Origin of the sequence: Parasphingorhabdus sp., from assembly GCF_036963705.1 — a bacterium.
Taxonomy (GTDB): Bacteria; Pseudomonadota; Alphaproteobacteria; order Sphingomonadales; family Sphingomonadaceae; genus Parasphingorhabdus.
Map to the genome: position 1 here is coordinate 20,403 of NZ_JBALUT010000003.1, position 25,143 is coordinate 45,545.

The 25,143-nt window shown below is 53.6% G+C and carries 21 protein-coding genes and 1 tRNA gene; 15 read left to right on the forward strand and 7 right to left on the reverse strand.

Features of this window, described 5'->3' with window-relative positions:
- Positions 1 to 26 precede the first annotated feature (26 nt).
- From V7680_RS01155 to V7680_RS01165, 3 genes are read left to right on the forward strand one after another with little or no spacing between them, the layout of a single operon-like run.
- Positions 27 to 659, forward strand: coding sequence for a peroxiredoxin (locus V7680_RS01155; protein WP_335651449.1), 633 nt, complete (start codon positions 27 to 29; stop codon positions 657 to 659).
- Complete coding sequence (locus tag V7680_RS01160; protein ID WP_335651450.1) at positions 656 to 1,054, forward strand: ArsR/SmtB family transcription factor; 399 nt, start codon at positions 656 to 658, stop codon at positions 1,052 to 1,054. The genes V7680_RS01155 and V7680_RS01160 overlap by 4 nt, the downstream gene beginning before the upstream one ends.
- 16 nt (positions 1,055 to 1,070) lie before the next feature.
- Positions 1,071 to 1,946, forward strand: coding sequence for a class I SAM-dependent methyltransferase (locus V7680_RS01165; protein ID WP_335651451.1), 876 nt, complete (start codon positions 1,071 to 1,073; stop codon positions 1,944 to 1,946).
- 69 nt (positions 1,947 to 2,015) lie between these two features.
- On the opposite strand, the gene V7680_RS01170 is transcribed toward V7680_RS01165, so the two are convergent.
- Complete coding sequence (locus tag V7680_RS01170) at positions 2,016 to 2,687, reverse strand: DUF3833 family protein (protein WP_335651452.1); 672 nt, start codon at positions 2,685 to 2,687, stop codon at positions 2,016 to 2,018.
- Positions 2,688 to 2,743: 56 nt separating this feature from the next.
- Positions 2,744 to 2,992: a YdcH family protein gene (locus tag V7680_RS01175; protein WP_335651453.1), complete on the reverse strand. Its 249-nt coding sequence runs from the start codon at positions 2,990 to 2,992 to the stop codon at positions 2,744 to 2,746.
- 282 nt (positions 2,993 to 3,274) lie between these two features.
- Here V7680_RS01175 and V7680_RS01180 point away from each other — a divergent pair, with 282 nt between their 5' ends.
- The 9 genes from V7680_RS01180 (at position 3,275) to V7680_RS01220 (ending at position 12,706) form a co-directional block, all read left to right on the forward strand.
- Entirely contained in the window at positions 3,275 to 4,453 is a 1,179-nt protein-coding gene (locus tag V7680_RS01180; RefSeq protein WP_335651454.1) for a Yip1 family protein, read from the forward strand.
- Between the two features lie 83 nt (positions 4,454 to 4,536).
- Positions 4,537 to 4,899: a hypothetical protein gene (locus V7680_RS01185; RefSeq protein ID WP_335651455.1), complete on the forward strand. Its 363-nt coding sequence runs from the start codon at positions 4,537 to 4,539 to the stop codon at positions 4,897 to 4,899.
- 123 nt (positions 4,900 to 5,022) lie between these two features.
- Positions 5,023 to 5,586 carry an ECF-type sigma factor gene (locus V7680_RS01190; protein WP_335651456.1) on the forward strand — a complete coding sequence of 188 codons (564 nt, stop codon included), beginning with the start codon at positions 5,023 to 5,025 and terminating at the stop codon, positions 5,584 to 5,586.
- Between the two features lie 127 nt (positions 5,587 to 5,713).
- Positions 5,714 to 8,182, forward strand: a complete 2,469-nt coding sequence (locus tag V7680_RS01195; protein WP_335651457.1) for a serine/threonine-protein kinase — start codon at positions 5,714 to 5,716, stop codon at positions 8,180 to 8,182.
- 116 nt (positions 8,183 to 8,298) lie between these two features.
- A complete protein-coding gene (locus V7680_RS01200) occupies positions 8,299 to 9,159 on the forward strand; it encodes an LCCL domain-containing protein (RefSeq protein ID WP_335651458.1) in 861 nt (286 codons plus the stop codon).
- Between the two features lie 86 nt (positions 9,160 to 9,245).
- Positions 9,246 to 9,704 (forward strand): hypothetical protein, encoded by a 459-nt coding sequence (locus tag V7680_RS01205; RefSeq protein WP_335651459.1) that lies wholly within the window; start codon positions 9,246 to 9,248, stop codon positions 9,702 to 9,704.
- Between the two features lie 81 nt (positions 9,705 to 9,785).
- Positions 9,786 to 10,217: a hypothetical protein gene (locus V7680_RS01210; RefSeq protein ID WP_335651460.1), complete on the forward strand. Its 432-nt coding sequence runs from the start codon at positions 9,786 to 9,788 to the stop codon at positions 10,215 to 10,217.
- Positions 10,218 to 10,559: 342 nt separating this feature from the next.
- Entirely contained in the window at positions 10,560 to 11,732 is a 1,173-nt protein-coding gene (locus V7680_RS01215; RefSeq protein WP_335651461.1) for a thiolase family protein, read from the forward strand.
- Between the two features lie 47 nt (positions 11,733 to 11,779).
- A complete protein-coding gene (locus V7680_RS01220) occupies positions 11,780 to 12,706 on the forward strand; it encodes an acyl-CoA thioesterase (protein WP_335651462.1) in 927 nt (308 codons plus the stop codon).
- Positions 12,707 to 12,712: 6 nt separating this feature from the next.
- Here V7680_RS01220 and V7680_RS01225 read toward each other — a convergent pair whose 3' ends face one another.
- The 5 genes from V7680_RS01225 to V7680_RS01240 form a co-directional block, all read right to left on the reverse strand.
- Positions 12,713 to 14,455, reverse strand: a complete 1,743-nt coding sequence (locus V7680_RS01225; protein WP_442954952.1) for a class I adenylate-forming enzyme family protein — start codon at positions 14,453 to 14,455, stop codon at positions 12,713 to 12,715.
- Between the two features lie 55 nt (positions 14,456 to 14,510).
- Positions 14,511 to 16,547 carry a 3-hydroxyacyl-CoA dehydrogenase NAD-binding domain-containing protein gene (locus tag V7680_RS01230; protein WP_335651463.1) on the reverse strand — a complete coding sequence of 679 codons (2,037 nt, stop codon included), beginning with the start codon at positions 16,545 to 16,547 and terminating at the stop codon, positions 14,511 to 14,513.
- Positions 16,548 to 16,979: 432 nt separating this feature from the next.
- Positions 16,980 to 17,078 (reverse strand): DUF6538 domain-containing protein, encoded by a 99-nt coding sequence (locus V7680_RS15730; protein ID WP_442954953.1) that lies wholly within the window; start codon positions 17,076 to 17,078, stop codon positions 16,980 to 16,982.
- Positions 17,079 to 17,177: 99 nt separating this feature from the next.
- Positions 17,178 to 17,280, reverse strand: a tRNA-OTHER gene (locus V7680_RS01235).
- A 268-nt stretch (positions 17,281 to 17,548) separates the two neighbouring features.
- Positions 17,549 to 18,859 carry a hypothetical protein gene (locus tag V7680_RS01240; RefSeq protein ID WP_335651464.1) on the reverse strand — a complete coding sequence of 437 codons (1,311 nt, stop codon included), beginning with the start codon at positions 18,857 to 18,859 and terminating at the stop codon, positions 17,549 to 17,551.
- 152 nt (positions 18,860 to 19,011) lie between these two features.
- Between V7680_RS01240 and V7680_RS01245 the strand changes: the two genes are divergently transcribed.
- From V7680_RS01245 to V7680_RS01255, 3 genes are all read left to right on the forward strand, one after another.
- Positions 19,012 to 19,422: a hypothetical protein gene (locus tag V7680_RS01245; RefSeq protein ID WP_335651465.1), complete on the forward strand. Its 411-nt coding sequence runs from the start codon at positions 19,012 to 19,014 to the stop codon at positions 19,420 to 19,422.
- A gap of 76 nt (positions 19,423 to 19,498) precedes the next feature.
- A complete protein-coding gene (locus V7680_RS01250; protein ID WP_335651466.1) occupies positions 19,499 to 21,199 on the forward strand; it encodes a ShlB/FhaC/HecB family hemolysin secretion/activation protein in 1,701 nt (566 codons plus the stop codon).
- 11 nt (positions 21,200 to 21,210) lie between these two features.
- On the forward strand, positions 21,211 to 25,131 hold the full coding sequence (locus tag V7680_RS01255) for a two-partner secretion domain-containing protein (protein ID WP_335651467.1): 3,921 nt from the start codon (positions 21,211 to 21,213) through the stop codon (positions 25,129 to 25,131).
- Positions 25,132 to 25,143 lie beyond the last annotated feature (12 nt).

Consider the following 25,143-nt stretch of genomic DNA (forward strand, 5'->3'; position numbering starts at 1 on the left):
CCAATTCTCGGGAGAGGTGAAAATTAATGTCAGACGCGTTGCAGGTAAAGTCAGGGTCATTGCGTATAGGGGACGTCGCCCCGGACTTTGAGGCGCGTACAACCCGTGGTCCGGTCAAGCTGTCCGACTATCGCGGGCGGTGGCTGATCTTCTTCTCGCATCCCGCCGACTTCACCCCGGTCTGCACCACCGAATTTGTCGCCCTTGCGCGCCATCAGGACCGGTTCGAAGCGATGGACTGCGCCTTGCTCGGCCTGTCAGTGGACAGCCTCTATTCCCATCTTGCCTGGGCGCGGGCCATCGAGAAAAAGTTCGACGTCAAAATCCCCTTTCCGATCGTTGAGGACCCGAGCATGGCGGTCGGCCGTGCCTTTGGCATGATCGACGAAAATGCCGCCGATTCTGCAGCGATGCGGACCAGCTATTTTATCGATCCGGAAGGGATTGTCCGCGCGACCACCTGCTATCCGCACAATGTCGGACGGTCGGTCGACGAGATTCTCCGCATGCTGGCGGCGCTGCAACTCACCGACAAGGAAAACGTGCTGACTCCCGAAGGGTGGCAACCCGGTGACGATGTGCTGGCGATACCGTCGCTATCGGCAAAGGATATCAGTCAGGACGAAGACTGGTTCTGCCATGTAGTGAGAGCCCCGTGACTGCAATATTCGAAAGCCGAGTCCGGGCTGATGCGGCCAGCGAGAAGCTGAAAATCTTCGCTCAGCCGCAGCGGTTGATGATCTTGTCCTTTCTGCTCCGCGGCGAAAGCAGCGTGAGCGATATCGATGCCGCAACAAGAATCGGCCAGCCGGCACTCAGTCAGCAACTTGCGGCTCTGAGGCAGGCAGACGTCGTGAAAACACGCAGGGAAGGAAAGCAAATCTGGTATGATCTTGCCGATGACGCCTCGCGTCTTTGCGTCAGAACGATGGAGGCCTTGTTGACCGAGGAACCTGATCCGCAGCGCATCGTGGCGGCAGCGACAACGGTCGCCGCTCCAGCGAAAAAACCGGTGACCGGAACAGGAACGGCCGGCTTCGCGAAAATATTATAGGATAGGAACACCAACGATGAGCAATGATAATGCCGATCAAGGCCAGCAGCCCGAAGAGATAAAACCCGAAGACTGGGCTGGTGAAATGGGTCTGAAATGGCTCGCCAACCTCTCCTTGTTCGAAGAAATGATCGCCCCGATCGGCGACGCATTGCTGGCTCGCGCTGATTTTCAGCCGGGCGAAACCGTGATTGATCTGGGTTGTGGTGGCGCTGCTACAACGCTTGCGATTGCCGATGCGGTGGCGCCTTCGGGTAAGGTCATGGGCGTCGATATTTCACCCGACCTTGTCGCTTCCGCTCAGGAACGTGCGTCAAGAAGTGGCGCTGAGAATATAGAATTTACCTGCGCCGACGCCTCCACCGTCACCTTGTCCGACGCGCCTTATGACCGCCTGTTTTCCCGCTTCGGCAGCATGTTCTTCGAAGACCCCAAGAGCGCCTTTGCAAATCTGCACGGCTTGGTCCGCAAAGGCGGCCGCATCGATCTGGCGGTATGGGGCCCTCCGCGAGACAATCTCTGGATGATGGAGATGATGGGTGTCGTCAGAAATCACGTTGAGGTTCCTCCAGCGGTACCGCGCGCGCCGGGGCCGTTTGCTTTTGAAGATCTGGACTATCTTGGCGAGATATTGAGCAGCGGTGGTTTTTCCGATGTTGATGTTGCTGCCTATGTAGCCTTGCAACCTGTCGGTGGTGTCGGCGCGACGCCGGAGCAGGCCGCCGATTTTGCGTCAGCCGCAATGGCGACCGGTCGCTTGTTGCGTGATCAAGGGGATGCGGTTGTCAACGCTGCTCGCAAGGAGCTTATCGATCTATTTGCCCGGCACCACGTTCCCGGAAAAGGTGTGATGATGCAGGGCAAGGTCTGGTTGGTCTCCGCTGTCGCTTGAGATGTCGGGCCGGCGCCGGGTTGATCCAACAGGGTCTCCTTGCGCTACGCAATGATGAACGGGGAGCGATTACTCGGATATTTTAATGATCTTCTCGTCCAGCACTGCAACTCTGATACCGAGCTTGTGGACCAGCATGATGTTTTTTGCCGAACGCCCGTCGGCCGCAAGAAAAATATACTGATCAACCGGAAAGCCTCCATCCATGGTGAAGGATATGTGCATCCGGTTTCCTTCCACCGAGATTTTAACCGGACCACTGGCATCGCTCAATGAACCAGCATATATATTCTGGCCAATAAGACGAATGTGCCAGCTGCGTTTGCGGAGCGGCTTTTCTCCCTCCAGCACCTCCTGTTCCAAGACAAGAGTTCCACTCTGGTCCACCGAACCGCTGCCATGAACGATGACCGGAGTTGGCGAAGAAAGAATTTTCCTCAAATTTCCGCGGCCTTCTGTTCGGCCGGCAAAGAATATCAGCGGATCGAAAACCGGCGATGACGCCGCCAGCCCTTGCGGCACAGAAATCGAGGCGCAGCCGGCCAGGGACTGAATCAGGACGCACATAATACCAAAGCGAGACATGTGGTGGATGGATTTGGCAAAATCAGAAGGCTTGGCTCTGGCCACGCGGACGTATTTATCCGCGAGCCAGAACCAGACGATCAGCAAATGTGACATAGGCGGCGATGGATAGACGCGGCGGCAAGCGCCATGCTCCTGTAAAGATATCGAAGCCATTGGTAGTTCGGGTGGCAAATGACAGCGCTCATCGTGCTACATCGACCATCGCTCTTTCAAACCGCCTTGGCTTTGCTGATCATGGTGGCGACCTCGTCCAATAGACTCAGTCGTTGCTTTTTTAGCTCTTCGTTCCGATCGTCAGACGCGGGTTCCACTTCAGCTTCTATGCGGTGAATTTCCTTGTTTACGTCGTGATAACGATCCGAGACGGTCCGGAAATGTCCATCGGACAGCTTCAACGCATGTAGAATATCGTTGTCGTTTGGAAATTCGGCATGGAGATCGTGCAATACGTGGCTCATTTATATTCCTTTGCTGCAATGGATGCATTTTCGCGAACGGGAGCGGGGCAAAGCTCGGCTTTGCGAACCTGACCCAGCGCCGGATCGATCCAGCAAATATTGGTTCGCGCCACTCTCTCATATCAGGAGTTCTACTTACTGCTGCTTTGGCGCGTTAAAGCCTGATTCGCGAATGAATTGGATTATCCCTATTAAGACACGGATATAATTACATTTACTTTGGCGGGATTTCCGATCATTCTGCGTCTTGGGTTGTAACCAGTTAATTTATGAGGTGGTTATATGAACGAAGAACAATTCGGAGCATCATTGCTACAACGGGCCAAGGCTATATTATTAAAGCCGCGTGAAGAATGGCCGGTTATTGAAGGTGAAGCAGCGAGCATCGCTTCAATCTACAAATCCTACATTATTCCGCTGGCGGCGATCGGACCTGTGGCCGGGTTCATTCATGCTATCCTGTTTGGCAACAGCTTTTTCGGTATTACACACCGGCCGTCTTTCCTGTCCGCTCTGTCGACCGCAGTGGTCAGCTATATATTCACCCTGATCGGTGTTTTCCTGATGGCATTGGTGATCGACTTTCTGGCGCCCCGTTTCGGTGGCACCGCGAACCGGACCAATGCGTTCAAGCTGGCCGCCTATAGCGCAACCGCTGCGTGGGTGGCGGGAGCATTCCAGCTTGTGCCAGGCCTTGGAATGCTCACCATTCTAGGATTATATGGATTATATCTGCTTTATGTAGGCATTCCGGTCATGATGAAGGCGCCGGACGACAAAGCGGTAATCTACACCGTAGCAATCGTGGTTGTCGGCGCGATCGCAGGGATGATTTTCAGTTTGATTCTGGCCCCGCTGATGCTCATGACCAGCAGCGTACCAGACGCCAGCGATGGCAGCCTGTCCGGTAGCTTCAACGTGCCCGGCGTGGGTTCGCTAGATTTGGGCGAGTTGGAAAAAGCCGGCGAGAAAATGGCGGCCGCAAACGAACGGGCGCAAAACGGCCAGGCCACTACATTGCCGTCAAAACAACTCGCTGCAATGCTTCCGGCCAGTCTGCCCGGCGGGTTGGTCCAGACCAGAACACAGTCTAGCGGCACGTCGGTTGGCGGTGTCGGAGCGTCCAGCGCGTCGGCCAGCTATGGCAATGACGAGAAGAGCATAGATCTCGTCATCACCGATCTGGGGATTGCAGGGAGCCTCGCTACATTGGGCGGTGCAATGAATATGGAATCCGAAAGCCAGAACGGTACGGTGATCGAAAAAATGGGTAAGATCGACGGTCGTCTCACCACAATCCGTTATGACAGCGCCAGCAAGGATGGCCGCTACGGGATGATCGTGGGTGACCGTTTCAACGTCCAGGCCGATGGATATGCCAATTCGATCGGAGATCTGCGAGCGGTGCTCGATCAGATCGATCTGGGGGCGTTGGAAGCGATCGCAAGATCCGGCGAGTGAAAATAGTCTCGCGAAAGGGCCTGCGCTTTTATCTTGGTTGGTCGCTGGTCTCTTCGCTACTTCTAGTCACGAGTTGTTCGACAATGGATGGCATTGCAAAGGCTGCCTGCCCCGAGTCACAAGCGATGCAGATAGAAAATTACCCATCTTCGATCCTGTTTCCGGACGATGCTATTATCGAACAGCAGACCGCAGGCCATCCGCCGGAATATGCCAGCGATAATTACGCCGTTGTAGCGCAGACGCCGGGAACGGTTGACACTGTATCGGCTTTTTATCGCTGCATGCTGCCCCGCCAGAATCTGTCGATCATCAGCGAAGAGCAAGGCAATGTCCTGCTCATTCGCTTCGCGGGAGAGGCGGTTGATGATGGCTCGATCACGCTCAGCGACGACGTTGAAGGCGGCGGAACCCGCATTGAAATTTTCGTGATCGAGAAAGAATAACAGGATCCTTTGATCCGGTAAAATCGAGGAAATATAGAAAAACCCTTGCTATACCAGCCACATGCACGAGAAGAGAATTTCCTTCCGGCGACCAGCGCCCGGAATATTGCATGGGAATATGGGATGGGGAGCAATAGCGTTGAACGTGGAGCGGAAAGCCGCAGCCTGAACCTGTCCGAAGAACTGATCGCCGAAACCTATGATGCCCTGCGCCGGATAGCATCCCGGCAACTGAGCAGGCAGGCGAACGGTCCATCGCTTAACACTACGATGATCGTTCACGAGGCCTGGCTAAAATTATCAGCATCCGAAGGCTCTTCCTACACCGACCGCAACCATTATCTGGCAACGGCATCCCGGGCCATGCGGCAGATATTGGTCGATCACGCCCGCCGCAAGACCGCTGGCAAGCGCGGCGGGGGTGCAGCTCATGTCCAGCTGGACGAAAATCTTGTGGCAGACACTGCCCCTTCGGAGGCGATAGTGACAATTGATGAAGCGCTTGCGGCGCTATCTGACCGGGTTCCGGAATTGGAGGCAGTGGTCGAATGCCGGTTCTTCGCCGGTCTGTCCGTCGAGGAAACCGCACAGGCTCTGGATCGCTCTACGCGGACTGTCGAACGGCAGTGGACGCGGGCGCGGATCTATCTCGCGGAACATTTCGTGGCGGATGATGGCGCTGTTTGACGTTATCAGACCGACAAGGAAATTCATGGTCGCTTATGAATTCTCATGGAAACAGGATCGCAAACCAGTCCTCCCAATCTAGTGGGTCGCATATGACAACGGACGCAAAATGAAACAGGATATCAGCATGTCTGATTGGGAAAGGGTCGATTACGCTCTCGACCACGTCTTGTCATTGGCGTCCGGCAAGCGTGCTTCATGGATCAAGAAACATTTCGCCGCTGAACCCGCACTCGGTTTGCGGACGAAAATATTGCTCGATAAGGCATCCAAAAATGATGCGCTGTTCACCGTGCTGGAACAACAGCGCGACATGTTTCTCGATATGGTCGTGCCCGAATTTGCCAGTGATTCCGATGATCTGCGGATAGGGGCACATTATGGACCATGGAAGGTTGTCTCCCATATCGGATCGGGAGGGCTCGCCGAGGTCTACGAGGTCGAACGGGATGATGATCGCTACCGGCAGAAAGCGGCGCTGAAAATCATGCGCGCGTCGATCCTGAGCGATGATCTGATCAAATTATTCCATCGCGAACGCAATGTGCTGGCCAGTCTGGATCATCACGGGCTGGTGAGGATCATTGATGGTGGCGAGACGGCCACCGGATCACCCTGGCTGGTCATGGAATATGTCGATGGTCTGGCGATTACCGAATATTGTGCTACAAATGATCTGCCTCTGGCGGAGCGGCTCGCGCTCGTCGCACAAGCGGCGGATGCGTTGCAGGCCGCCCATAACCGATTGGTCCTGCACGGCGATATCAAGCCCGAACATGTCGTGGTTCAGGAAGACGGGTCGATCAAGCTGCTGGACTTCGGCATCGCCCAGTTGCTCGACGAGGACGGGCTGGGTGGTCCGGCCATCGCCGTGTCTCCCGCTATCGCCTCGCCCGAACATCGTGCCGGTCAGGCCCTGACCATCAGCAGCGATGTCTATCAGCTGGGGCTGGTCCTGAAGCAGCTGATTTCCGATTTTGACCTTGATGCCGACCATATAGCGGTGGCGGAGATGGCAACGGCTTCCGATCCGGCGGCAAGATATCCGTCCGCTGCGCAATTGGCGATGGACCTGAGAAAGCTGGTCGACGGCCAGGCAGTCATGGCTGCGCCGGATAGCAAAGCGGCAGGGATTTGGCGCCTGATCAAGCGCAATCCATGGACAGCAGTCTTGGCGGCAGCCTTGTTACTGGGCTTTGCTGGCTGGGGATTGACCGCCTCGATCTATGCGAGCCAGATTCGCGAACAGAGGAATATCGCGGTCGCGGCTCTCGACCGGGTCGAACGGGGCAAGGATATGCTGCTCAATCTGTTTCGGCGGTTCGATCCGCTGGAAATGGACGCGGTCGGCCCGCAATCGGCGACGACCCTCAGGATGCTGGAAGCTTCTCTGGCGGATGCACGCGAGAATCTGGCGGATGATCCGGCTTTGATAGCGGACTTGCTGGGCTGGACCGCGCGCAGTCACCAACGGGCCGACGATCTGCCAGCCGCGCAGAAACTGGCGGCAGAAGCGGTGGCTTTGCTGGACAGAGCCAATGCACCGCAAGACAACGCCTATGCCGCTGCTCTTGCCTATCTGGGCTATCTGCAAAACCTGGGTGGTGACCGGAAGGCAGGTGAGGAGAAGCTGGACAGAGCGCTGGCCCTGCTTGGACGGAACAAGAGCGAAGATATTCATGCGCTCGACATATTGTTGTTGGCGGCCTGGAATCAGGAAGGGAACTGGTCGGAGCAGAAAGAGCTGTTCGAACGGGTGGAGACCCTGGCAGGGAAGCTCGATCAAATCCCCGCTGCTGTTGAAGCGGGTTCTGGGCTGGGCCGGTCCCTGGTCGGTCTGGGAGAGGGCGCCGCCGCAGAAGCCCAGCTGGACAAGACCCTTGTCGTCGCCCGCAAATATTATGGCGATGATCACCCGCGCCTGTCGATCATCTATTCCGATCTCGGCCGGCTGGCAGCAACGCAAGGCAAGCCGGAACCAGCGATAGAATATCATCGCAAGGCTCTGGAATTGTCGATCGCCGCCTTTGGCCCCGATTATTCGTCCAACCTGTCACATCGCAACAATCTGGCTCTGGCTCTGGTCGAGGCAGGTCAGGTCGAAGAGGCGATATCCCAGTTTCGGCAGGTCCTGGTGCAGACCCGATCCCTACATGGGAAGCGGTCTTTGGAAGCGGGAGAGGTGAAGCAGAATCTGGCAGCAGCCCTCGTCCAGTCAGGGCAATTTGCCCAAGCCGAAAAGGATTTGCGGGATGTCGACAATATTTTCGCGCGCCATCTTCCGGACGATCACCCGCGCCGCGCCTTTCCATCGCTAACCCGCGCCGAAATGCGTATCGCGCAAGGCCGTTTTGTCGAAGCGCAGGTTGACGCGCAGCGCGCATTCGATTTGCTCTCGCGGGTATTACCTGCCGGCCATTTCGCGACCGAGGTGGCCCGGTGCCGGATCGGGATATCGATAATGGGACAGGGAAAGAAGAGGGAAGCGAAGCCGTTTATTCAGTCCGCCTATAGCGGCCTGAAGGCGTCGAAAATACCGCTGCCGGATCGGTATCTGCTTCCTTGCAAGGCAGCCGCAGCGAAATTCTCTAGCTAGTTTCTTCTGAAAATTGGCGGTATTTTTCATTGCTTTGCGTTGGAGGGGTGATTGGCAATGATCTTGAGGATCATCCTGCCAATCATTCGATGTTTCAACGGCAAAGGATTGCTGAAATGCCAGTATCAAGCTTCAGATCGATATTAACCGCCATCGCATTCGTTTCAGCTTCTCTGTCTTCGTCGGCAATGGCGGCGCCGGCAAGTCAACCCGGCCCGGGGCACGATGCGCAGGATATCGGAATCTGTGCTGCTCCAACCAGCTGGGTGGGGACGGACAAGGTTCTGACCTGTACATGCCCGGCGAATTTCGACATTTCGACTTCGCTGTGGGGCACCGATATTTATACGGCGGATTCCTATATCTGTTCCACAGCACTCCACGCCTCGGTTCTGGATCGCAGCGGCGGACGCGTGACAATCGAAATGCTGCCCGGTCAGAATAGCTACACCGGTTCGAAACGGCATGGCGTATCGACCCGGAGTTACGGGAAATATCGCGCCAGCTACCGCTTTGTTGATGCGGTCGAAGTCAATTCAAGCGGAGCTTCGGCCAGTGGTCGCAATCGGGCCAATGGCAATGGACGGAAATCAAGATCTGGGAGTTCTTTTGAACGCGATGCCGCAGCCATATTGGGCAGTCTTGGTTTGGGCAATTTGGGTCAGGTGGAAAATCAACTGACCGGCGAAGATATCGGGGAATGCCGCGCGGCATCCAAATGGCGAGGCACCGGCAAAGCGCTGAGTTGCTCATGCCCTGCAAATATCTCGAACACGGGGTCAGTATGGGGAACCGACATTTACACGGATGATTCCTATATCTGCAAAGCAGCGCTCCATGCCGGACGGATCGACCGTTCCGGCGGGCAGGTGTCGATCCAGATGCTCCCCGGGCAATCCTCTTATGCAGGAACCAGGCGCAATGGCGTCACGACAATGTCCTACCGCAGCTATGCAGGCAGCTACCGGTTCAATTGATGTGAACCGGTGGGCCCCGAGCAGGGCTGGAGGCCGGCCCCGCATCTATCAGATTAACATTTGGCATGGCGCAACGGAGAGAAGATATGAAAAATAGCAGAGTAATTTGGACGATGGCAGCACCGATATTACTGGTGACGGCATGTTCCGATGATCCGAAGCAGCCAGAGGCTGTTGCCAATGGCCCGCTGGAGATCAGCAAGGTGGAGTCACCACCACCCGCCTTTTTGCCCAAGGATATGGACTGGATGCCAAAGGATATCTGGCTTCCCGCCGACTTTGAACCGACGCAAAGCCAGAAGATGAATCCGATGGCAGAAACTTATCTCCTGCGCGGCAATACACAGACCAGCGCCGCTGACCTGCTGGCGGCCTATAATGACCGCATGATTGCAGCCGGATATGAGCTGTTTCCTGTGGAAGAACCAAAACCGGGGATGATGATGTTTCGTGGAAACGGCCATGGTATGGTCATCATCGATGTCAAAGACGACGGCATTAAACGGGTGCTGGTCGTTAGCGTCGAAAATGCGACCGGCAATTAGCACCGGTTTCAATATCCCGTGATGACGCGGCTACCGATCACGGCTCCAATTATCTTTCGGTAATATTATCAGGAAATACTCATGAAATTTCACACCGCTCTGCTGCTTCCTTTGCTCCTTTCCGCCTGTGGTCAGTCAGAAGATCAGGCGGCATCATCTGCCGGGATATGGAACGCCGCTGGCGCTTCGGAGGTGGCGGTTGCTGGTCTGACTCCGGCCCATCTCGAAGGCCCGTGGTGCTATTCCCATAATATGATCAGCGACGAGCGGAGCGATGAAATGCTCGGCTTCGTTTTCGCGCAGGACGGAACATTATTATACCAGACCAATTCAGCAACCGAGATTGAAAAGCCGGGAAGCTATGTCATCGATGGCAGCAGTATCAAGATCAAACCGACCCTGGCTTTCTTCAACATGCAGCTGGAAAGCCTGTCAAAAGACGAAATGGTGTTCAAGATGGCATATGGATTGATGTACTGGACTCGCGGGGCTTGTAAAGCGCAGGCTATGTAGTTGCTCGTGCGTTGGGCAAGGGTGTGCCAGCGCCCGGACGCTTTTCGAACATAGATGTCCTCGAATTAGTGCATTGGGAACTCGGGCCGCTGCTTTCAGACCGCTGCATGCGGGTTGAAACACGCTGAATTACAGCCATCTGCCGCCGGCCCGAGAAGATATATTTTTCCGCTGGACCAGAGGGAACGTCCTGCTGTCCGCAGATCTCCGCCGCATTCAACCACAAACACACGCTTCGTCCAATTGCGGATATCTTGACAAGGTTTCAAATAATCTTAGGCCGTCATGTTCAAATGCAATTCAATCAAAGCGTTACCTTTGAACATCAACTGGAGAAATTAAATGCGTGAAGCAGTCATCGTATCCTATGCCCGTACCGGGCTCGCCAAAGCAGGTCGCGGTGGCTTCAATATCACGCCCCCGATGACGATGGCGGCTCATGCGATCAAACATGCGGTATCCAAGTCGGGCGTTGAAAGCGATTTTGTCGATGATTGCATACTCGGCAATGTCGCGCACGCGGCTCCCAATATCGGACGCAACGCGGCGCTTCTCGCTGGTCTTCCAAAAACAACGGCTGGCGCAACGGTCAATCGCTTCTGTTCGTCCGGCATGCAGTCGATCGCGATTGCGGCGAACCATATCCGGGGTGATGGCGCGGACTGCGTTGTAGCTGGCGGCGTCGAGAGCATTTCGATGCAGGGGACAAGAGCACCGGAAGGCAGCATCGACAATGAAATTCTGAAAATTGCTCCGGCGATCTTCATGCCGATGATCGAGACTGCCGATATCGTGGCAGAGCGCTATAATATCAGCCGCGAATATCAGGATGAATATTCCCTGCAATCGCAACAGCGGATCGCAGCAGCGCAGGAAGCCGGGCTATTTGACGATGAAATCGTCCCCATGCAGACCAAGATGAAAATGGTCGACCGGGAAACCAAGGAAGAAACCATTGTCGACTACACCGTCGACCGCGACGAGTGCAATCGTCCGACAACAACATTGGAAGGCCTGTCCAGTCTGAAGCCGATCATGGGCGAAGATAAATTTATCACGGCCGGCAACGCCAGCCAGCTGTCGGACGGAGCGGCCGCTCTCGTGCTGATGGAAGCCAAGGAAGCGGAGCGCCGCGGATTGAAGCCACTGGGCCGTTTTGTGTCCTGGGCGGTGGCCGGCTGCGAGCCTGATGAAATGGGCATTGGCCCTGTATTTGCGGTTCCCAAGCTGCTTGAACGGCAAGGGCTGACTGTTGACGATATCGACATCTGGGAACTGAACGAAGCGTTCGCCAGCCAGTGTCTCTACAGCCGCGACCGTCTGGGAATTGACCCGGCGAAATATAATGTCAACGGCGGCTCGATTTCGATCGGTCATCCGTTCGGCATGACCGGTGCGCGCTGTGCCGGCCATCTGTTGCAGGAAGGCCGTCGTCGTGGCGCGAAATGGGGCGTGGTGACCATGTGCATTGGCGGCGGACAGGGTGGTGCCGGCCTGTTCGAAATTTATCCCTGAACGCGCATTACTTTAAGCTTGGCGCATATTAAGGAATAGAAGCAGTTTTGGAAAAATTGACAGACGCACAAGTCGAGCGCCGGTTGTCGGACGCTTTGGCCCATCGATCCTCCGTGCCCGCGGAAAAGCTGATAGCGGGATTGCTCCGTACCTTTGATTTGACGGCGGAAGAGGATGACGAGTTCATCTTTCCGGCGCTCAATTCAACGGCGCGGGAGCGGATTTTCGGCGGTCAGGTGATTGCCCAGGCGATTGTTGCGGCGGATCGTACGGTGGATGGCGAAAAGAATATCCATTCGCTCCATTCCTATTTCCTGCGGGCGGGGGATGAAACCAAACCGCTGCATTTCCGGGTGCATCGCGACTTCGACGGACGCAGTATATCCAACCGCAGGGTTGTCGTCCGGCAGGATGAAAAGGTCATCTTCAACCTGACCGCTTCTTTCCAGAAACCCGCCGAGGGACTCGAGCATCAGATCACTATGCCCGACGTCTTGCCGCCCGAGCAATGTATGAGCGCGATGGAGCAAATTGCCCGCAATCCGCTGATATCGGACGAGCATGTCGAGCGGATGAGTATGCCGCGCCCCTTTGAAGTGCGGAGCTTTCGCCCCGAAGGGAAGAATCCGGAAGCGCGCCAATATCAGTGGTTCAAGACGGTTGCGCCGCTGCCCGATGATCCGTTGACCCACCGCGCCACTCTGGCCTTCGCATCCGATATGGGACTGCTCTCGACGTCGATGATCCCTCACGGGCTGCACTGGACCACGCCGGGCCTATTCTCGACCAGCCTCGACCACGCCATGTGGTTCCATGACGACTTCAGGGTCGATCAGTGGATCTGCTATGTCATGGACAGCGACTGGACCGGCCATACGCGCGGTCTCAATCGCGGGTCACTGTTCACAGAGGACGGGCTTCTGGTGGCGACGGCCGTGCAAGAGGGTATGATCCGCCTGACACCAAAAGCCTAATTGGTCTCAGAAAAGCGACTTGAGGTCCTTCTTCAGAATCTTGCCGTTTGCGTTGCGCGGCAGGCTTTCCGTTCTGAACAGGATTTTCACCGGCACTTTGAAGTTGGCGAGCCGTCCGCGTACCCATGCCTGCAATTCCGCCTCGGTGGCCTGTTGTCCGGGAACCAGCTGCACAATGGCGGCCGGTTCTTCGCCCAGCATCTTGTGATCGATACCGACAAGAGCGGCGTCCATCACCGCAGGGTGATCGTAGAGGACATTCTCGACCTCGGATGAGTAGATATTCTCGCCGCCGCGGATGATCATGTCTTTCGCACGGTCGACAATATAGCAGAAGCCTTCGTCATCCAGCCGCGCCAGATCACCGGTACGGACCCAGCCATCGACAAAGGTTTCGGCGGTCGCGTCGGGGCGTCTCCAATAGCCTTTGACGACCATCGGTCCGCGCGCCCAAAGTTCACCGACCTCGCCAATCGGCATTTCCTCGCTGGCATCCTCGCTCATGACTTTCAGGTCGGCAGCCGCCACCGGCGGGCCGCAACTGGTCGGGCGATTGAGATAATCTTCGGCGCTATGGCCTGTAACCGTCGCCGTTGTTTCGGTCATACCCCAGCCGTTGCCGGGCAGCGCGCCAAAGACTTCAAAGATCTTCCGGGCCAGTTCGGGAGCTGAGGGCGCCCCACCATAGCTGATTGAATCGATCGAGCTCAGATCATATTTCTCGCGGTCCGGATGTTCGATCAATTGCCACGCGATAAACGGCACACCGCCGGTCGCGTTGACCTTTTCCCGTTCGATGATTTCCATTGCCTTTATCGTGTCCCACTTATGCAGGAATATCATCTTGTGACCGCCATGTACGGTGGGCATCATGGTTGCGGAACATGCGGTACAATGGAACATCGGTATAACCGTCAAGCCAACACGCACGGTCGGTTCGGGCAGTTCATTTCCCCGACGCAAGGCTCCGACTGTTGCGGCATAGCCGGAGGAAATCGCGTTGGTTGTCAGGTTGCGATGGCTGCCGAGCGCGCCTTTGGGTTGTCCGGTCGTGCCACTGGTATAGAAAATCGTCGCCGCGTCATCCGGTGCAATATCGACCGCGGGCAGGTCCTGATCCGGAAGATTGCCATAGTCATTGGGCCGCCCGATAATCGCTTCCAGCGGCCGGGCCGCCGGTGCCAATTCGCTTTGGCTGCGAGCCACTATGACATGTTTGAGGTCGGGCAGGTCCGCCAGATGCGGCGAAATCCGGTCCCATCTTTCGGCGTCGCAGAGCAAGACGCTGGTCTGTGAATTTTCCAGTCCGAAGACCAGTTCCTGATCCGTCCACCAAGCATTGAGCGGCACGACAATGGCGCCGATAGAGGCGGCAGCAAAGAAGATCACCGGCCATTCGGGCAGATTGCGCATCGCCAGCGATACCCGGTCACCCTTGGTGACGCCGATGTTCTGCAGCTCCACTGCGAGAGCGGTGACGGCACGATACCAGTTGGCATAGGTGACGCGCTCATCTTCGAATATCAGAAATTCGCTATCACCATGACCGCGGGCATGTTCGGCGAGAGCCGCCAGACTGGGATGGGCGTTTTTCCACACGCGGGTGGCGACACCTTCAATATCGACCATCTCCATTTCAAATGGTTCACCCGGTGCGCATAACAAGGCTTCGATTTCATCACGCGACCGCAGCGGCCATCCATTGCTCGGCGTCCACTTTTCCAGTGGATCTATAGCTTGAGTTGCCAATTTATTCTCTCCTATTCGATAAACCTAAACCTACCCGTTTTCGAAAAACCTAAACCTACCCGTTGAACTTTTCGCCTTTGCTCGCCTTGTCCCGGAGCATATCGGCGACCGGCAGGTTGTGCTTCTCGAGTCCGGCAACGACCTTGTCGAGTCCGACGGTATCGGCCCAGAACATCGGGCCACCGGTGTAAAGCGGCCAGCCATAACCGTTGATCCAGACGACATCGATGTCGCTCGCGCGCTGTGCCATGCCTTCTTCCAGGATCTTGGCTCCTTCATTGACCATCGGGTAAAGAAGCCGCTCGCGAATCTCGTCCTTTGAAATCTCACGCTGTTCCTTGCCCGCCTTGGCCGCAAATTCGGCGATGATCTGTTTGACTTCGTCAGCAGGCGTCCGTTGACGCGCCTGATCATAATCATAAAATCCCTTGCCGACCTTCTGGCCCCAGCGTCCGACCGCACAAAGCGCATCGCGCATTGTTTCGATGCGGGCCGGGTCACGATGCCACCCGATATCGACACCGGCCAGATCGGACATCTGGAACGGTCCCATCGGGAATCCGAATTCGAGCAGGACGTCGTCGACTTCCCAGTAATTGGCGCCTTCCATAAGCATCGCATTGGCCTGTTCCTGACGCGGGCTGAGCATCCGGTTGCCGATAAAGCCAGGGCAGACACCCGAAACTGCCGCAACTTTGCCGATTTTCTTCGACAGTTTCATCGCCGTCATCAGGACATCATCTGCAGTCTTCTCGCCGCGAACGATTTCCAGCAATTTCATCACATTGGCCGGAGAGAAAAAGTGCAGACCCAGAACATATTCGGGTCGCTTGGTCATCGCCGCAATCTCGTTGATATTGAGGTAGCTGGTGTTGCTGGCGAGGATCGCGCCCTGTTTGACGATAGCGTCAAGCTTGGTGAACACTTCCTTTTTGACATCCATATTCTCAAACACCGCTTCGATCACTAGGTCACAATCGGCGAGGTCGTCGTAAGACAGACTAGGCGTCAATATGCTCATCGCATCTTCGACCTGCTGCTCTGTCATGCGTCCGCGCTTGGCGGTATTTTCATAATTTTTGCGGATCACGCCAACACCGCGATCCAGCGCTTCTTCTTTGAGCTCGACAATTGTCACCGGAATGCCAGCAGACAAAAAGTTCATGCCGATGCCGCCGCCCATGGTGCCGGCACCCAAAATACCGACTTTCTTGATCGGGATCAGGTCGATTTTCGGATCAATGCCATCAATCTTGTTGGCAGCCCGTTCGGCAAAGAAATAATGCTGCATGGCAGCCGCCTGGGTGCCTGACATCAATTTGGCGAACAGCTCGCGCTCTTTCGCCACGCCATCGGCATAGGAAAGTTCGCCCGCCGCTTTGACCGCCTGGATGCCTGCTTCGGGCGCATCGAAGCCACGAATCTTGCGCCCGTTTTGCTGACGGAACTCGTCGAATATGGCCGGGTTCTTGATGCCGTCTTGGTTGGCGGTACCTTCGGACGAACGCGGCGGTGCCTTGCCAATTTGTTCGCGGGCAAAGGCTATCGCTTCATCAGCCAGACTGTCCTCACCAACGATCTTGTCGATCAGGCCGATGCCATGGGCCTTTGTCGCCGAAATCGGGTTGCCGATCACGACCATCGGCAGGGCGGCTTCTGCGCCAACCACCCGCGGCAAACGCTGGGTTCCGGCGGCGCCGGGGATCAATCCCAATTTGACTTCCGGCAAGCCTATTTTTGCTGACGGAACCGCAACCCGGTAATGACAAGCCAAAGCGACTTCGCAACCTCCGCCTAGTGCGGTGCCGTGGATCGCCGCAACAACCGGCTTGCTGCTGGCCTCCAGCTGGTCAAGCGCTTCGCCCAGATTCGGACCCTTCATCGGCTTGCCGAATTCGGTGATATCGGCACCTGCAAAAAAAGTCCGTCCGTCACAGCGGATAACCACGGCCTCGACGCTATCGTCTGAAAGCGCCTCGCTGATGCCGTCCACCAATCCCTGGCGTACCGCAGCACCGAGCGCATTTACCGGAGGATTATTGGAAATAATGACCAGAATATTGCCATGTTTTTCAGTGGTAACGACAGACATTTTTTTCTCCTAAAGGACCATGCTTTCGTGGCGAAGCATTGTGACTCAGCATGATGATAAACCGCGATTATCGGGTAAACGGACGGGATATCACAAAGGCTAAGGATTTGAAAACAGGCTTTTGCCGCAACCCGGCCCGAGAGGGTATTTTTATGCGTTTTACCTTTAGATGGCTATCTCGATAAATTGCAGACTACGTTACGGCATCATCGGTTTGCGCATCGACAGCCATGTTCCCCGTCAGCTTGATTGTCTGTTGACACCGACATTCCCAGACGATTTTCTCTGCCCATCGTTGCCCAGCGGTTTCAGGAGCGTCTTATCCACAATCATGCCAGCCTTGAATCTGACATTTTCGATCTCAGCTTCCACCTCCGAAGCGACGAGTGAAAATCGCCTTAATGCTGATCTCAAACTGTCAGTCTTCAAAGATCACCAAATCTCATTCCTGCCAATCAGCTTGCGAACATCAGTTGGAACCCGTCGTCGATAATAGAACTGACTGCCCCTCAACGCCATTCCTGAAGGCATTTTGTGTAGCAGGTTTGTGTAGCAGTTCTGTGTAGCAAACGCTGTTTTGGGACCGTTTCTCCAACGATTGGATAGATATTTCAAGGGATTGGGAAAAAGTGGTGCCGCTTAGAGGATTCGAACCTCTGACCCCCGCATTACGAAATCTTCTCAATCAAGTGCAGCTTATAAGGATTACGATACATTACTCCAATAAGCTGGCTGGCGTGTTCGCTTTTACCCACGAAATTCCCATAGTGCGTAATCGGCCGGTGTGGGTGCTTTCGGTTGAAAACGCTTTTGGCTCATTAGATTCCCGAATTTGGCCCACGGTGGGCCGACACTGCGATGACAATGGGTGGCGAGTAGTCATTTGAAGAGTCATTTTCAGATGACTGCTCTTGGGCCGGTCCAGTGCTGTGTAGCGGGTCCAACTTGCGGACGTAGAATGATCGCATTGGAGGCTTTGCGCAATCTGTTTGGACTGAGCTTCAGGAAGGATGCAAGATAGCAGCAATCTCTCCGTCGATCCAATCAGCTGCAGCATTATAGCCTGTCCGCAAATATATCGCCTTGGATTTTTCGAGAAGATCGATGGCTTGATCAAAATGTTCTTTATCCGTTGCTTCGGCGGCGATTATTAGCCCTTCAACGCGCGCCATCAATGCCTCATCAGCACGCAATCCGCTCTGCTCAATAATAACTTTCGCCATCTTAAGATACTTCTTCGCCTTGGTTAAATCTCTACGCTCATAGTAAAGATATGCCAATAAAAGCTCACTTTGCGCGCTGTCTCTCCCAAATCCATATTTTGTCCTTATCTCTGCATCAAATTCCAATAGACTGGCTATAACTTCAAAATTGACGGCTTTAGGTTTTAGCCGATGAATTTCAGATGCAATGTTTGCGAGATTGAACGCAATATTTTGGATCAAAATAATGTCACCGGAAAAAATGCCAAACTTAGCCGCATCCGATATTTGCCCTAAAGCCTCATCCACTTTACCAAGGCGACGAAGCAAAATCCCAAGAGCATTTTTCAAGATAGCGATTGATAAAAAGTCACCCGAACCCGCCAAAGTGGCTAGATATTGGCGGAAAATATTTTCTAACTTATTCCATTCGTTTGAATTGGCATGAAGGGCATAAGCTGCAACTCGGCGAAATTCTATAGCACGGACGAATGGATCAATCGGTAATTTACTGGAAGGAAATATGGGTATTGTGGATTCTGCGATACGTTGTTCAAGCCTAGTGAGCAAAACGTTGCTTATCGCGAGTTGCTCATCATCATGCACATGCAACAAGTCGTCACGAAGCTTTGTATAGCCGTTTCGTGCGTCTCCGCTGGTTAACGCCACCAACGCCTTAAAGTTAACGGCATACCAAAACAGCAGTTCATTTTGTTCTTCAGTTGTCCGTTTGCCGGATTTAAGCTGTTTCGCATTCAATAGTTCTTTTGCTCTCTGGATATCTGTTTCTAAAATAGATGCGCGGAATTCATCGCTCAGACCCCAACCATCTGTCTTTCGGCTCGTGCTTAGCAATGAAATCCCTTTTTGGTTCAGTGATTCTAGGAATCGTGCAATCTGCTTTCCAGCGGATAACGGCTTGTTCGCCGACCAACTTTCGAGTGCTACTAAATCGTGACGTGTTACCAACGTATCGGGCGACCTACAAATCAGCAAACATAAAAAGTCTACGAATTTTGATTTCACCCTTACATTTACTCCGCCCTGAGACAGAACAAACTCTTCACCAAAAAGACCAATGATTGGCTTATTCTCATTCAATAAGTTCATTGGTTTGGCATTCTCCTAAATCTGATGTTACTGTGAATTATAGTGAATATCAATAACTAGGTTAACTCTACTTGCTTAGGCTGGGGGCTCACAAAAATTGTTCGGTTAGCTAACCCCCCGCAAATATCTGCCGAGCAAAAATGGGGGTATCTATGCGTATACTTATAGCTTTTATTACGATGTTGTCGCTAACCGCTTGCTCATCGGTTGGCATGATTGCCAGTCCCCAGCGAGAGTTCAATACCACCGAAACCTTGCAGTTAGCATCCAGGCCAGCCAATTTCGTCGATACGGTAGTTGAGGTTGGAAAGTCCCTGAACTACGAATACGCAGGCGGAGATCGCTCCAAGAACATCATTAACTTTACGGATAACACTGGACTTGGAATGGGCGTGTTAATTGGAAAAGTTTCCCAAAACAGGTTGACGGTTTCCCTTGCCCCCGACGGACGGTCAGTGAAATTCGATCTAAATTCGTTTGGCAATTTCTCAACTGCCAATGAAGAAAAAATTTCGGAACGCATAGGTGAGTTTAAAAACGCACTGCAAACCAATCTCCGGTAGCGGGCCGCAATTGTTGATGCGGTCATATGAATAATTCGTGATTTTTAGGGGGTATAGCGTGCATCGAAGATATCTAGTGCCTTTATTTTTGATATGCGGCGTCTCGACACCTGCTTATGCGCAGGATGCCGGGTCACTTTTAAAAGATCGAGAACAAGGTCTATCCCCGAATTTACCGAAATCGCTGCCCGAAGATCAGAGCGAAGTCCTACAAGCTCAACCATCGTCAGTGCAACAATCGGAAGAAATGGTCACAATCCGGACGGTGCGATTTACGGGCAAGAAAGAGCTCCTGAGCGACGGACAGCGTGCTCAACTTGCAGCACTTGTCGAAGATAAAAAGGTCGGTTTTTCTCAACTTCGGTCGCTCGCGGAGGCGACTAGTACTGCATTACGGCAGAATGGATATATTCTTGCTCGGGCTGTCCTCCCGCCACAAGAAGCCACCGATGGAGTGCTTACCATCGACATCGTCGAGGGGCAGTTAGGTGACATCAGCTTTAATTATGGGGAACAAGTGCGCATCCGCCATGGCTTGATAGAGAGCATCATCGATCAGCATTTGGATCGTCAGCGACTTAACAAAGCCGATCTTGAATCAGCGCTTTTGCGTGTCGGTGATTTGCCGGGCGTCACTGCTCGATCGCGATTAGCGCCCGGCACGACTAACGGAACGAGTAATCTTGTCATCGACGTTACAGAACAGCCAGTTTTTGCGGGATCATTTTTTGGTGATAATTTCGGCAGTCCCAGCACAGGACGGGCGCAAGGTCACGCGCAACTAGCCTTTTCCGATATCGCCGGAATCGGTGATTACTCAAGGCTCGGTCTTTCAATTTCCGAAGGTCAACGCTTTCTGTCAGCATCATTATCTGCGCCAATTTCTTCGAGCGGCCTCAGCGCCACCATTGACTATGCTTATCTGACATACAAAAATCAGGATGTGTTGGGCAAAGCCGCTGGTTTGGACGGAAATGCCCATTATGGTGGTGTGAGTTTGGACTATCAAGCCATCAGAACTCGCAACGCGAATCTTCGATTTTCTGCTGCCTTAGATGGTAAAACGCTTGTGGACGATTCAACCGGAGGGAGACTCTCTGACAAACGAGTTTTGTCGGGCACATTGGGCATGTCGGGTGATGTCAGTGATTCCTTTCTGGGGGGCAGTGTTACTCAGCTTTCGTTGTCATGGACTATGGGTGATCTCGACCTTTCCCGGGTACCTTTTTCAGAGCTCGTCGATTTCTTAACCCTGCAAACGCAGGGCCGATTTAACCGGATCAATGTGGACATGGTCCGCCTACAAAAGCTTTACGGTAATTTTTCGCTTCTCACCCGAATGTCTGGTCAGTGGGCCAGCAAAAATCTGGATTCCTCAGAGTCCATCTCGCTGGGTGGACCATACGGCGTGCGTGGCTGGCCCGTCGGAGAAGGACGAGGCGATATGGGGCTGCAAGGAACTATGGAATTGCGTTACGATTTGCCATCCCCCCCCAAATTAGGCGCATTTCAACTCTCTGCCTTTGTCGATGCAGGCCGGCTACGGATTAATGAAAATACCAATGGTATTCCGTTCGTAAATGCCTGTTCATGCAATAGCTACTCTCTCAGTAGTGCGGGTGTTGGCATGTCCTGGCAGCACAAGAACTTTGGTCTTTCGGCCAGTTGGGCGCACGGCCTTGGCTCCAATCCCGGACGCAATGCGTTCAATGGCTCAAACGTCGATGGCGATAGCGACCGCCAGCAATTTTGGCTCTCTGGCTCGATCAAATTTTAAAGGTGGGTATAATGAACACATCCTCTCTCATCGCAAAAGTCGGTATCCGCTCCTTGAGAGTAGCCCTCTTTTCAACCGCGATACTGGCCGCTCCTGGATTTGCAAAGGAGACGCTCCCCACCGGCGGCGGCGTTGTGTACGGTAGCGCCACGATCAAGACCAATGGCCGGTCGATGGAAATCAACCAATCCAGCGATAAAATGATCGCCATCTGGGAAAGTTTTTCGATTGGAAAAGACAATTCCGTTATTTTCAATCAACCGAATGCGCAATCTATCGCTCTCAATCGGGTAATAGGGCAAGATCCCTCTCGAATATTGGGACGCCTTACCGCTAACGGCCAAGTCTTTTTGCTCAATCCTAACGGCATCATGATTGGCAAAAACGGCGTTGTTCAAACTGGCGGCTTTGTCGCTTCGACACTCGGCATCGCTGATGATGATTTTCTGAGCGGCCATTACAAATTTTCCGGCACTGGCGGCGCAATTCTCAATTACGGCGCTTTGAAAGGCGGTGTCGTTGCTCTGATCGCACCGTATGTTGTGAACAAGGGCTCTATCATAGGCAGTACGGCTCTTGCGGCCGGGACCGGTGTCACGCTCGACTTTGATGGCGACGGTTTGGTTTCTGTTGAAGTCAGCGCAGCTACCCTAGGCACATTGGTCGAAAACAGCGGATTGATAAGGGCCGATGGGGGTTTGGTAATCCTGACCGCCAAAGGTGCTAATGACGCCATGAAAGGCGTTGTGAACAATACCGGTATCATTGAAGCCAACTCGCTCGAAAATCGCGATGGACGGATCTTTCTACTCGGAGATATGAGCCATGGCCAAGTCAATGCTGCGGGTACTTTGGCGGCATCTTTTGTGGAAACTTCCGCTGCTCGAGTCGATATCGACGATAGGCTTCAGGTTAAAACCAATGGCGGCACATGGTTGATTGATCCCAACGACTTTACGATTGCAGCCAGCGGCGGCAATATTTCTGGTACTGCGCTTTCGAACAATCTGGTCAACGGTAATGTTGTTATTTCAACTGCTACGCAGGGTACACCGAATGGCAATGGGGACATTTTTGTTAACGACATTGTTACTTGGTCTGCAAATACACTTACGCTGAATGCAGATCGCAACATTGAGATTAACACCGAGATGTTTGGTAGCGGTACCGCAGGATTGGCGCTGGAATATGCGCAATCTGATCCTGATGGCGACTATTTTGTGAACGCTCCGGTCAACCTTGCCTCCACCGGAAGCTTTTCGACGAAGCGCGGTGCTGAGGGTCGGATTGACTATACAATCATTACTGAACTCGGGAATGCCGAAAGTTCCGGTGATGGCACCTTACAGGGAATGCGCGGTGATTTGACTGGCAACTACATCTTAGGTGCAAACGTTGATGCGTCGGACACGCAAAGTTGGAATGGTGGATTGGGATTTACGCCAATCTCCAGTGAAGTTGTAGCTATCCAAAGCGGGACTAAGTTTGAATATCGCGGTTCGTTCGCTGGAAGATTTGACGGTCTAGGACATCAAATAAATCAGCTAACCATCAATCGACCCGATCATAGATACGTTGGATTATTCGCAGCCATCGGATCCGGGAATGGCATTGCTGGTGATTTCGAGAGCGAGGTCAGGAATTTAAGCCTCACTGAAGTTAATATAATTGGCTGGCGTGACATTGGCTCCATAACAGGAAACCTTGCCAATTCTTACTTACACAATCTCACTGTTCAAGGTGCGATTGAAGGAATTTTGCCGTTATCAAGCTCAAGTATCGCGGGCGATGTGGTAGGCGGAGCCGTCGGAGGCGCCGATTCTAACTCTCTACTTAGTTCAATTAAGACAGATGTCATAGTGTCCGGTAGCAACGCTGTTGGAGGAATTGTGGGGGTACTTGGGGGCACAATACTCAAGTCCCACGCAATGGGTATCGTAACCGGCAATGAGAATACAATTGGCGGGTTGATCGGTTATGTGTTGGGCGGCAGTGTCTTAAGCAGTTCTTCTGAGGCTGAGGTGACTGGACAGAATCAAGTCGGAGGACTGGTCGGTAACTTAGAACAGGGACGTATTATTGATTCATGGTCTGTAGGTGAGGTTAGCGGTGGTTTGAACATTGGAGGGCTGGTCGGGACGACCAATAGCTCAGAGGTCAAGTCTTCGTTTTCATCGGCTTCTATCTTTGGCGTCAGTGAAGTTGGCGGCTTGGTAGGTCGAATGATTGACGGCCAAATTTCCAACAGTTTCGCCGAGGGGGCTGTAATCGGCACTGGCCTCTACGCTGGCGGGCTGGTTGGATATCTTGATGGCGACGTAAGTGACAGCTTCGCAACAGGCGACGTGTCTGGAAACTTTGGCGTCGGCGGACTTATAGGCCACAGCAGCTTGGATAATGAGATTACTAATACCTATGCTGCTGGTCGGGTCTCTGGATCTACCACGGTAGGCGGCCTCATCGGAGAAGTCTTTGATAGCATCATAACCAATAGCTTCTTTGATGCTGAATCAACGGGACAGTCAGTGGCTTTCGGTTTCTTTGGGTCGGGCACGCGTGGCGACGCCACTGGTCTAACCACAGCCCAAATGAAAGACCCGACCAACTTCATCGCAGCAGGTTGGGATTTCGACAATGTTTGGGCAATCGATCCCGACATCAACAATGGTTACCCCCATTTACGCGCGACGGTGAAAACCGAAGTTACGCCACCACCTCCACCTCCACCTCCACCTCCACCTCCTCCACCAAGCACCTTGACGCTTGATGATTTTGGTGATTTCTCGACAATGGTATTGCCGTTCCAGCCGACAATCAATCTGACCGGTGGCGGTTTCTCCGATGTGACCGAAATCGTCTTCACCTTCACCGGTCCGAATGGTCAGGCCGGCACAGTCACATGGAACGCCGCGAACGGCTTCGGCAATGGCCGCTTTGTGGTCGGAGCCGATGGGAATTCCGCCACGATTGCGCCTGTGCTGGTCGCCAATGGCGATCCGTCCGGTGCATATCAATGGACGGTGACGTTGAAAGCCGGTGACCAAACCGTTTCAGACAGCTTCACTGTGACCTACACTGCCATGGCGACGCCACCACCCTCGCCAACTCCTGCGCCGACACCCACTCCAACACCAACACCAACACCAACTCCAACACCAACTCCAACACCTACACCGGAACCAACACCGATTTCCGAAGAACCGATATTGAACGTCAATCCAGACAATCCCCCCGGACAAATAATATGGGGTTTGCCTGTTGAAGGCGGTGGTCCTGTGCTTTTTGATCCGATATTCCCAGTGTCAACTCCTCCGGTCATCGGTATATTTAAAATTAATACCGAGAATTATGTCGTGTCGCCGCGTCAGCAGGCGCAGCTTGAAAGGTACAAGCAAATCGATGGAGATAGAATTGTAGGGATTCTTAAGCGTGAGGATGTTTGGCAACAAATACCGCTGATGAGTGGTCTTTCGTTGAGTCGCGATATCGTGATGAGAAATCTGATCGATACAATGATCAAGCTGGCTGATGCAGCGGGAATATCGATGGATGAGCTGCGAACAGTCCATTGGGCCAGAAACAGCAAGCAAGATAGCGAAATTGATCGTTCCACCATATTAGCAAATGCAGACAAAGGCTGGAAATTAGCCCCCGACTCGAAAAAGGCCTTTCATGTTATTGGCCTGAACCCGGACAGAGTGGAAAAATGGGTTCATGACGATGGGCGCGAGTATGTTTTCCTCAGGCAAGATGATGGTTCGTACAAGCAAGTAATTGATGGAAGGAATGATGGGACTTTCAACTTCAAAACCGATGACAGCAGTACGAAAGGACATATTTTGCTAGATGTTTATCCTTGGCTTCTTTGGGGTACTAGCATGGATGATGAAACCACTTTTGAGCAAAGACTGGAGCTCCTTCGTCCAATTTAAAAAGATTGTTCT

What these genes read in the sequence shown, in the direction of transcription:
- V7680_RS01200 (WP_335651458.1), top strand. Translation starts at nt 8,299, where the DNA reads ATGCCAGTATCAAGCTTCAGATCGATATTAACCGCCATCGCATTCGTT.
- V7680_RS01185 (WP_335651455.1), top strand. Translation starts at nt 4,537, where the DNA reads ATGGATGGCATTGCAAAGGCTGCCTGCCCCGAGTCACAAGCGATGCAG.
- V7680_RS01190 (WP_335651456.1), top strand. Translation starts at nt 5,023, where the DNA reads ATGGGGAGCAATAGCGTTGAACGTGGAGCGGAAAGCCGCAGCCTGAAC.
- V7680_RS01170 (WP_335651452.1), bottom strand. Translation starts at nt 2,687, where the DNA reads ATGGCTTCGATATCTTTACAGGAGCATGGCGCTTGCCGCCGCGTCTAT.
- V7680_RS15730 (WP_442954953.1), bottom strand. Translation starts at nt 17,078, where the DNA reads ATGCCTTCAGGAATGGCGTTGAGGGGCAGTCAGTTCTATTATCGACGA.
- V7680_RS01245 (WP_335651465.1), top strand. Translation starts at nt 19,012, where the DNA reads ATGCGTATACTTATAGCTTTTATTACGATGTTGTCGCTAACCGCTTGC.
- V7680_RS01205 (WP_335651459.1), top strand. Translation starts at nt 9,246, where the DNA reads ATGAAAAATAGCAGAGTAATTTGGACGATGGCAGCACCGATATTACTG.
- V7680_RS01240 (WP_335651464.1), bottom strand. Translation starts at nt 18,859, where the DNA reads ATGAACTTATTGAATGAGAATAAGCCAATCATTGGTCTTTTTGGTGAA.
- V7680_RS01210 (WP_335651460.1), top strand. Translation starts at nt 9,786, where the DNA reads ATGAAATTTCACACCGCTCTGCTGCTTCCTTTGCTCCTTTCCGCCTGT.
- V7680_RS01165 (WP_335651451.1), top strand. Translation starts at nt 1,071, where the DNA reads ATGAGCAATGATAATGCCGATCAAGGCCAGCAGCCCGAAGAGATAAAA.
- V7680_RS01180 (WP_335651454.1), top strand. Translation starts at nt 3,275, where the DNA reads ATGAACGAAGAACAATTCGGAGCATCATTGCTACAACGGGCCAAGGCT.
- V7680_RS01255 (WP_335651467.1), top strand. Translation starts at nt 21,211, where the DNA reads ATGAACACATCCTCTCTCATCGCAAAAGTCGGTATCCGCTCCTTGAGA.
- V7680_RS01215 (WP_335651461.1), top strand. Translation starts at nt 10,560, where the DNA reads ATGCGTGAAGCAGTCATCGTATCCTATGCCCGTACCGGGCTCGCCAAA.
- V7680_RS01155 (WP_335651449.1), top strand. Translation starts at nt 27, where the DNA reads ATGTCAGACGCGTTGCAGGTAAAGTCAGGGTCATTGCGTATAGGGGAC.
- V7680_RS01195 (WP_335651457.1), top strand. Translation starts at nt 5,714, where the DNA reads ATGTCTGATTGGGAAAGGGTCGATTACGCTCTCGACCACGTCTTGTCA.
- V7680_RS01175 (WP_335651453.1), bottom strand. Translation starts at nt 2,992, where the DNA reads ATGAGCCACGTATTGCACGATCTCCATGCCGAATTTCCAAACGACAAC.
- V7680_RS01230 (WP_335651463.1), bottom strand. Translation starts at nt 16,547, where the DNA reads ATGTCTGTCGTTACCACTGAAAAACATGGCAATATTCTGGTCATTATT.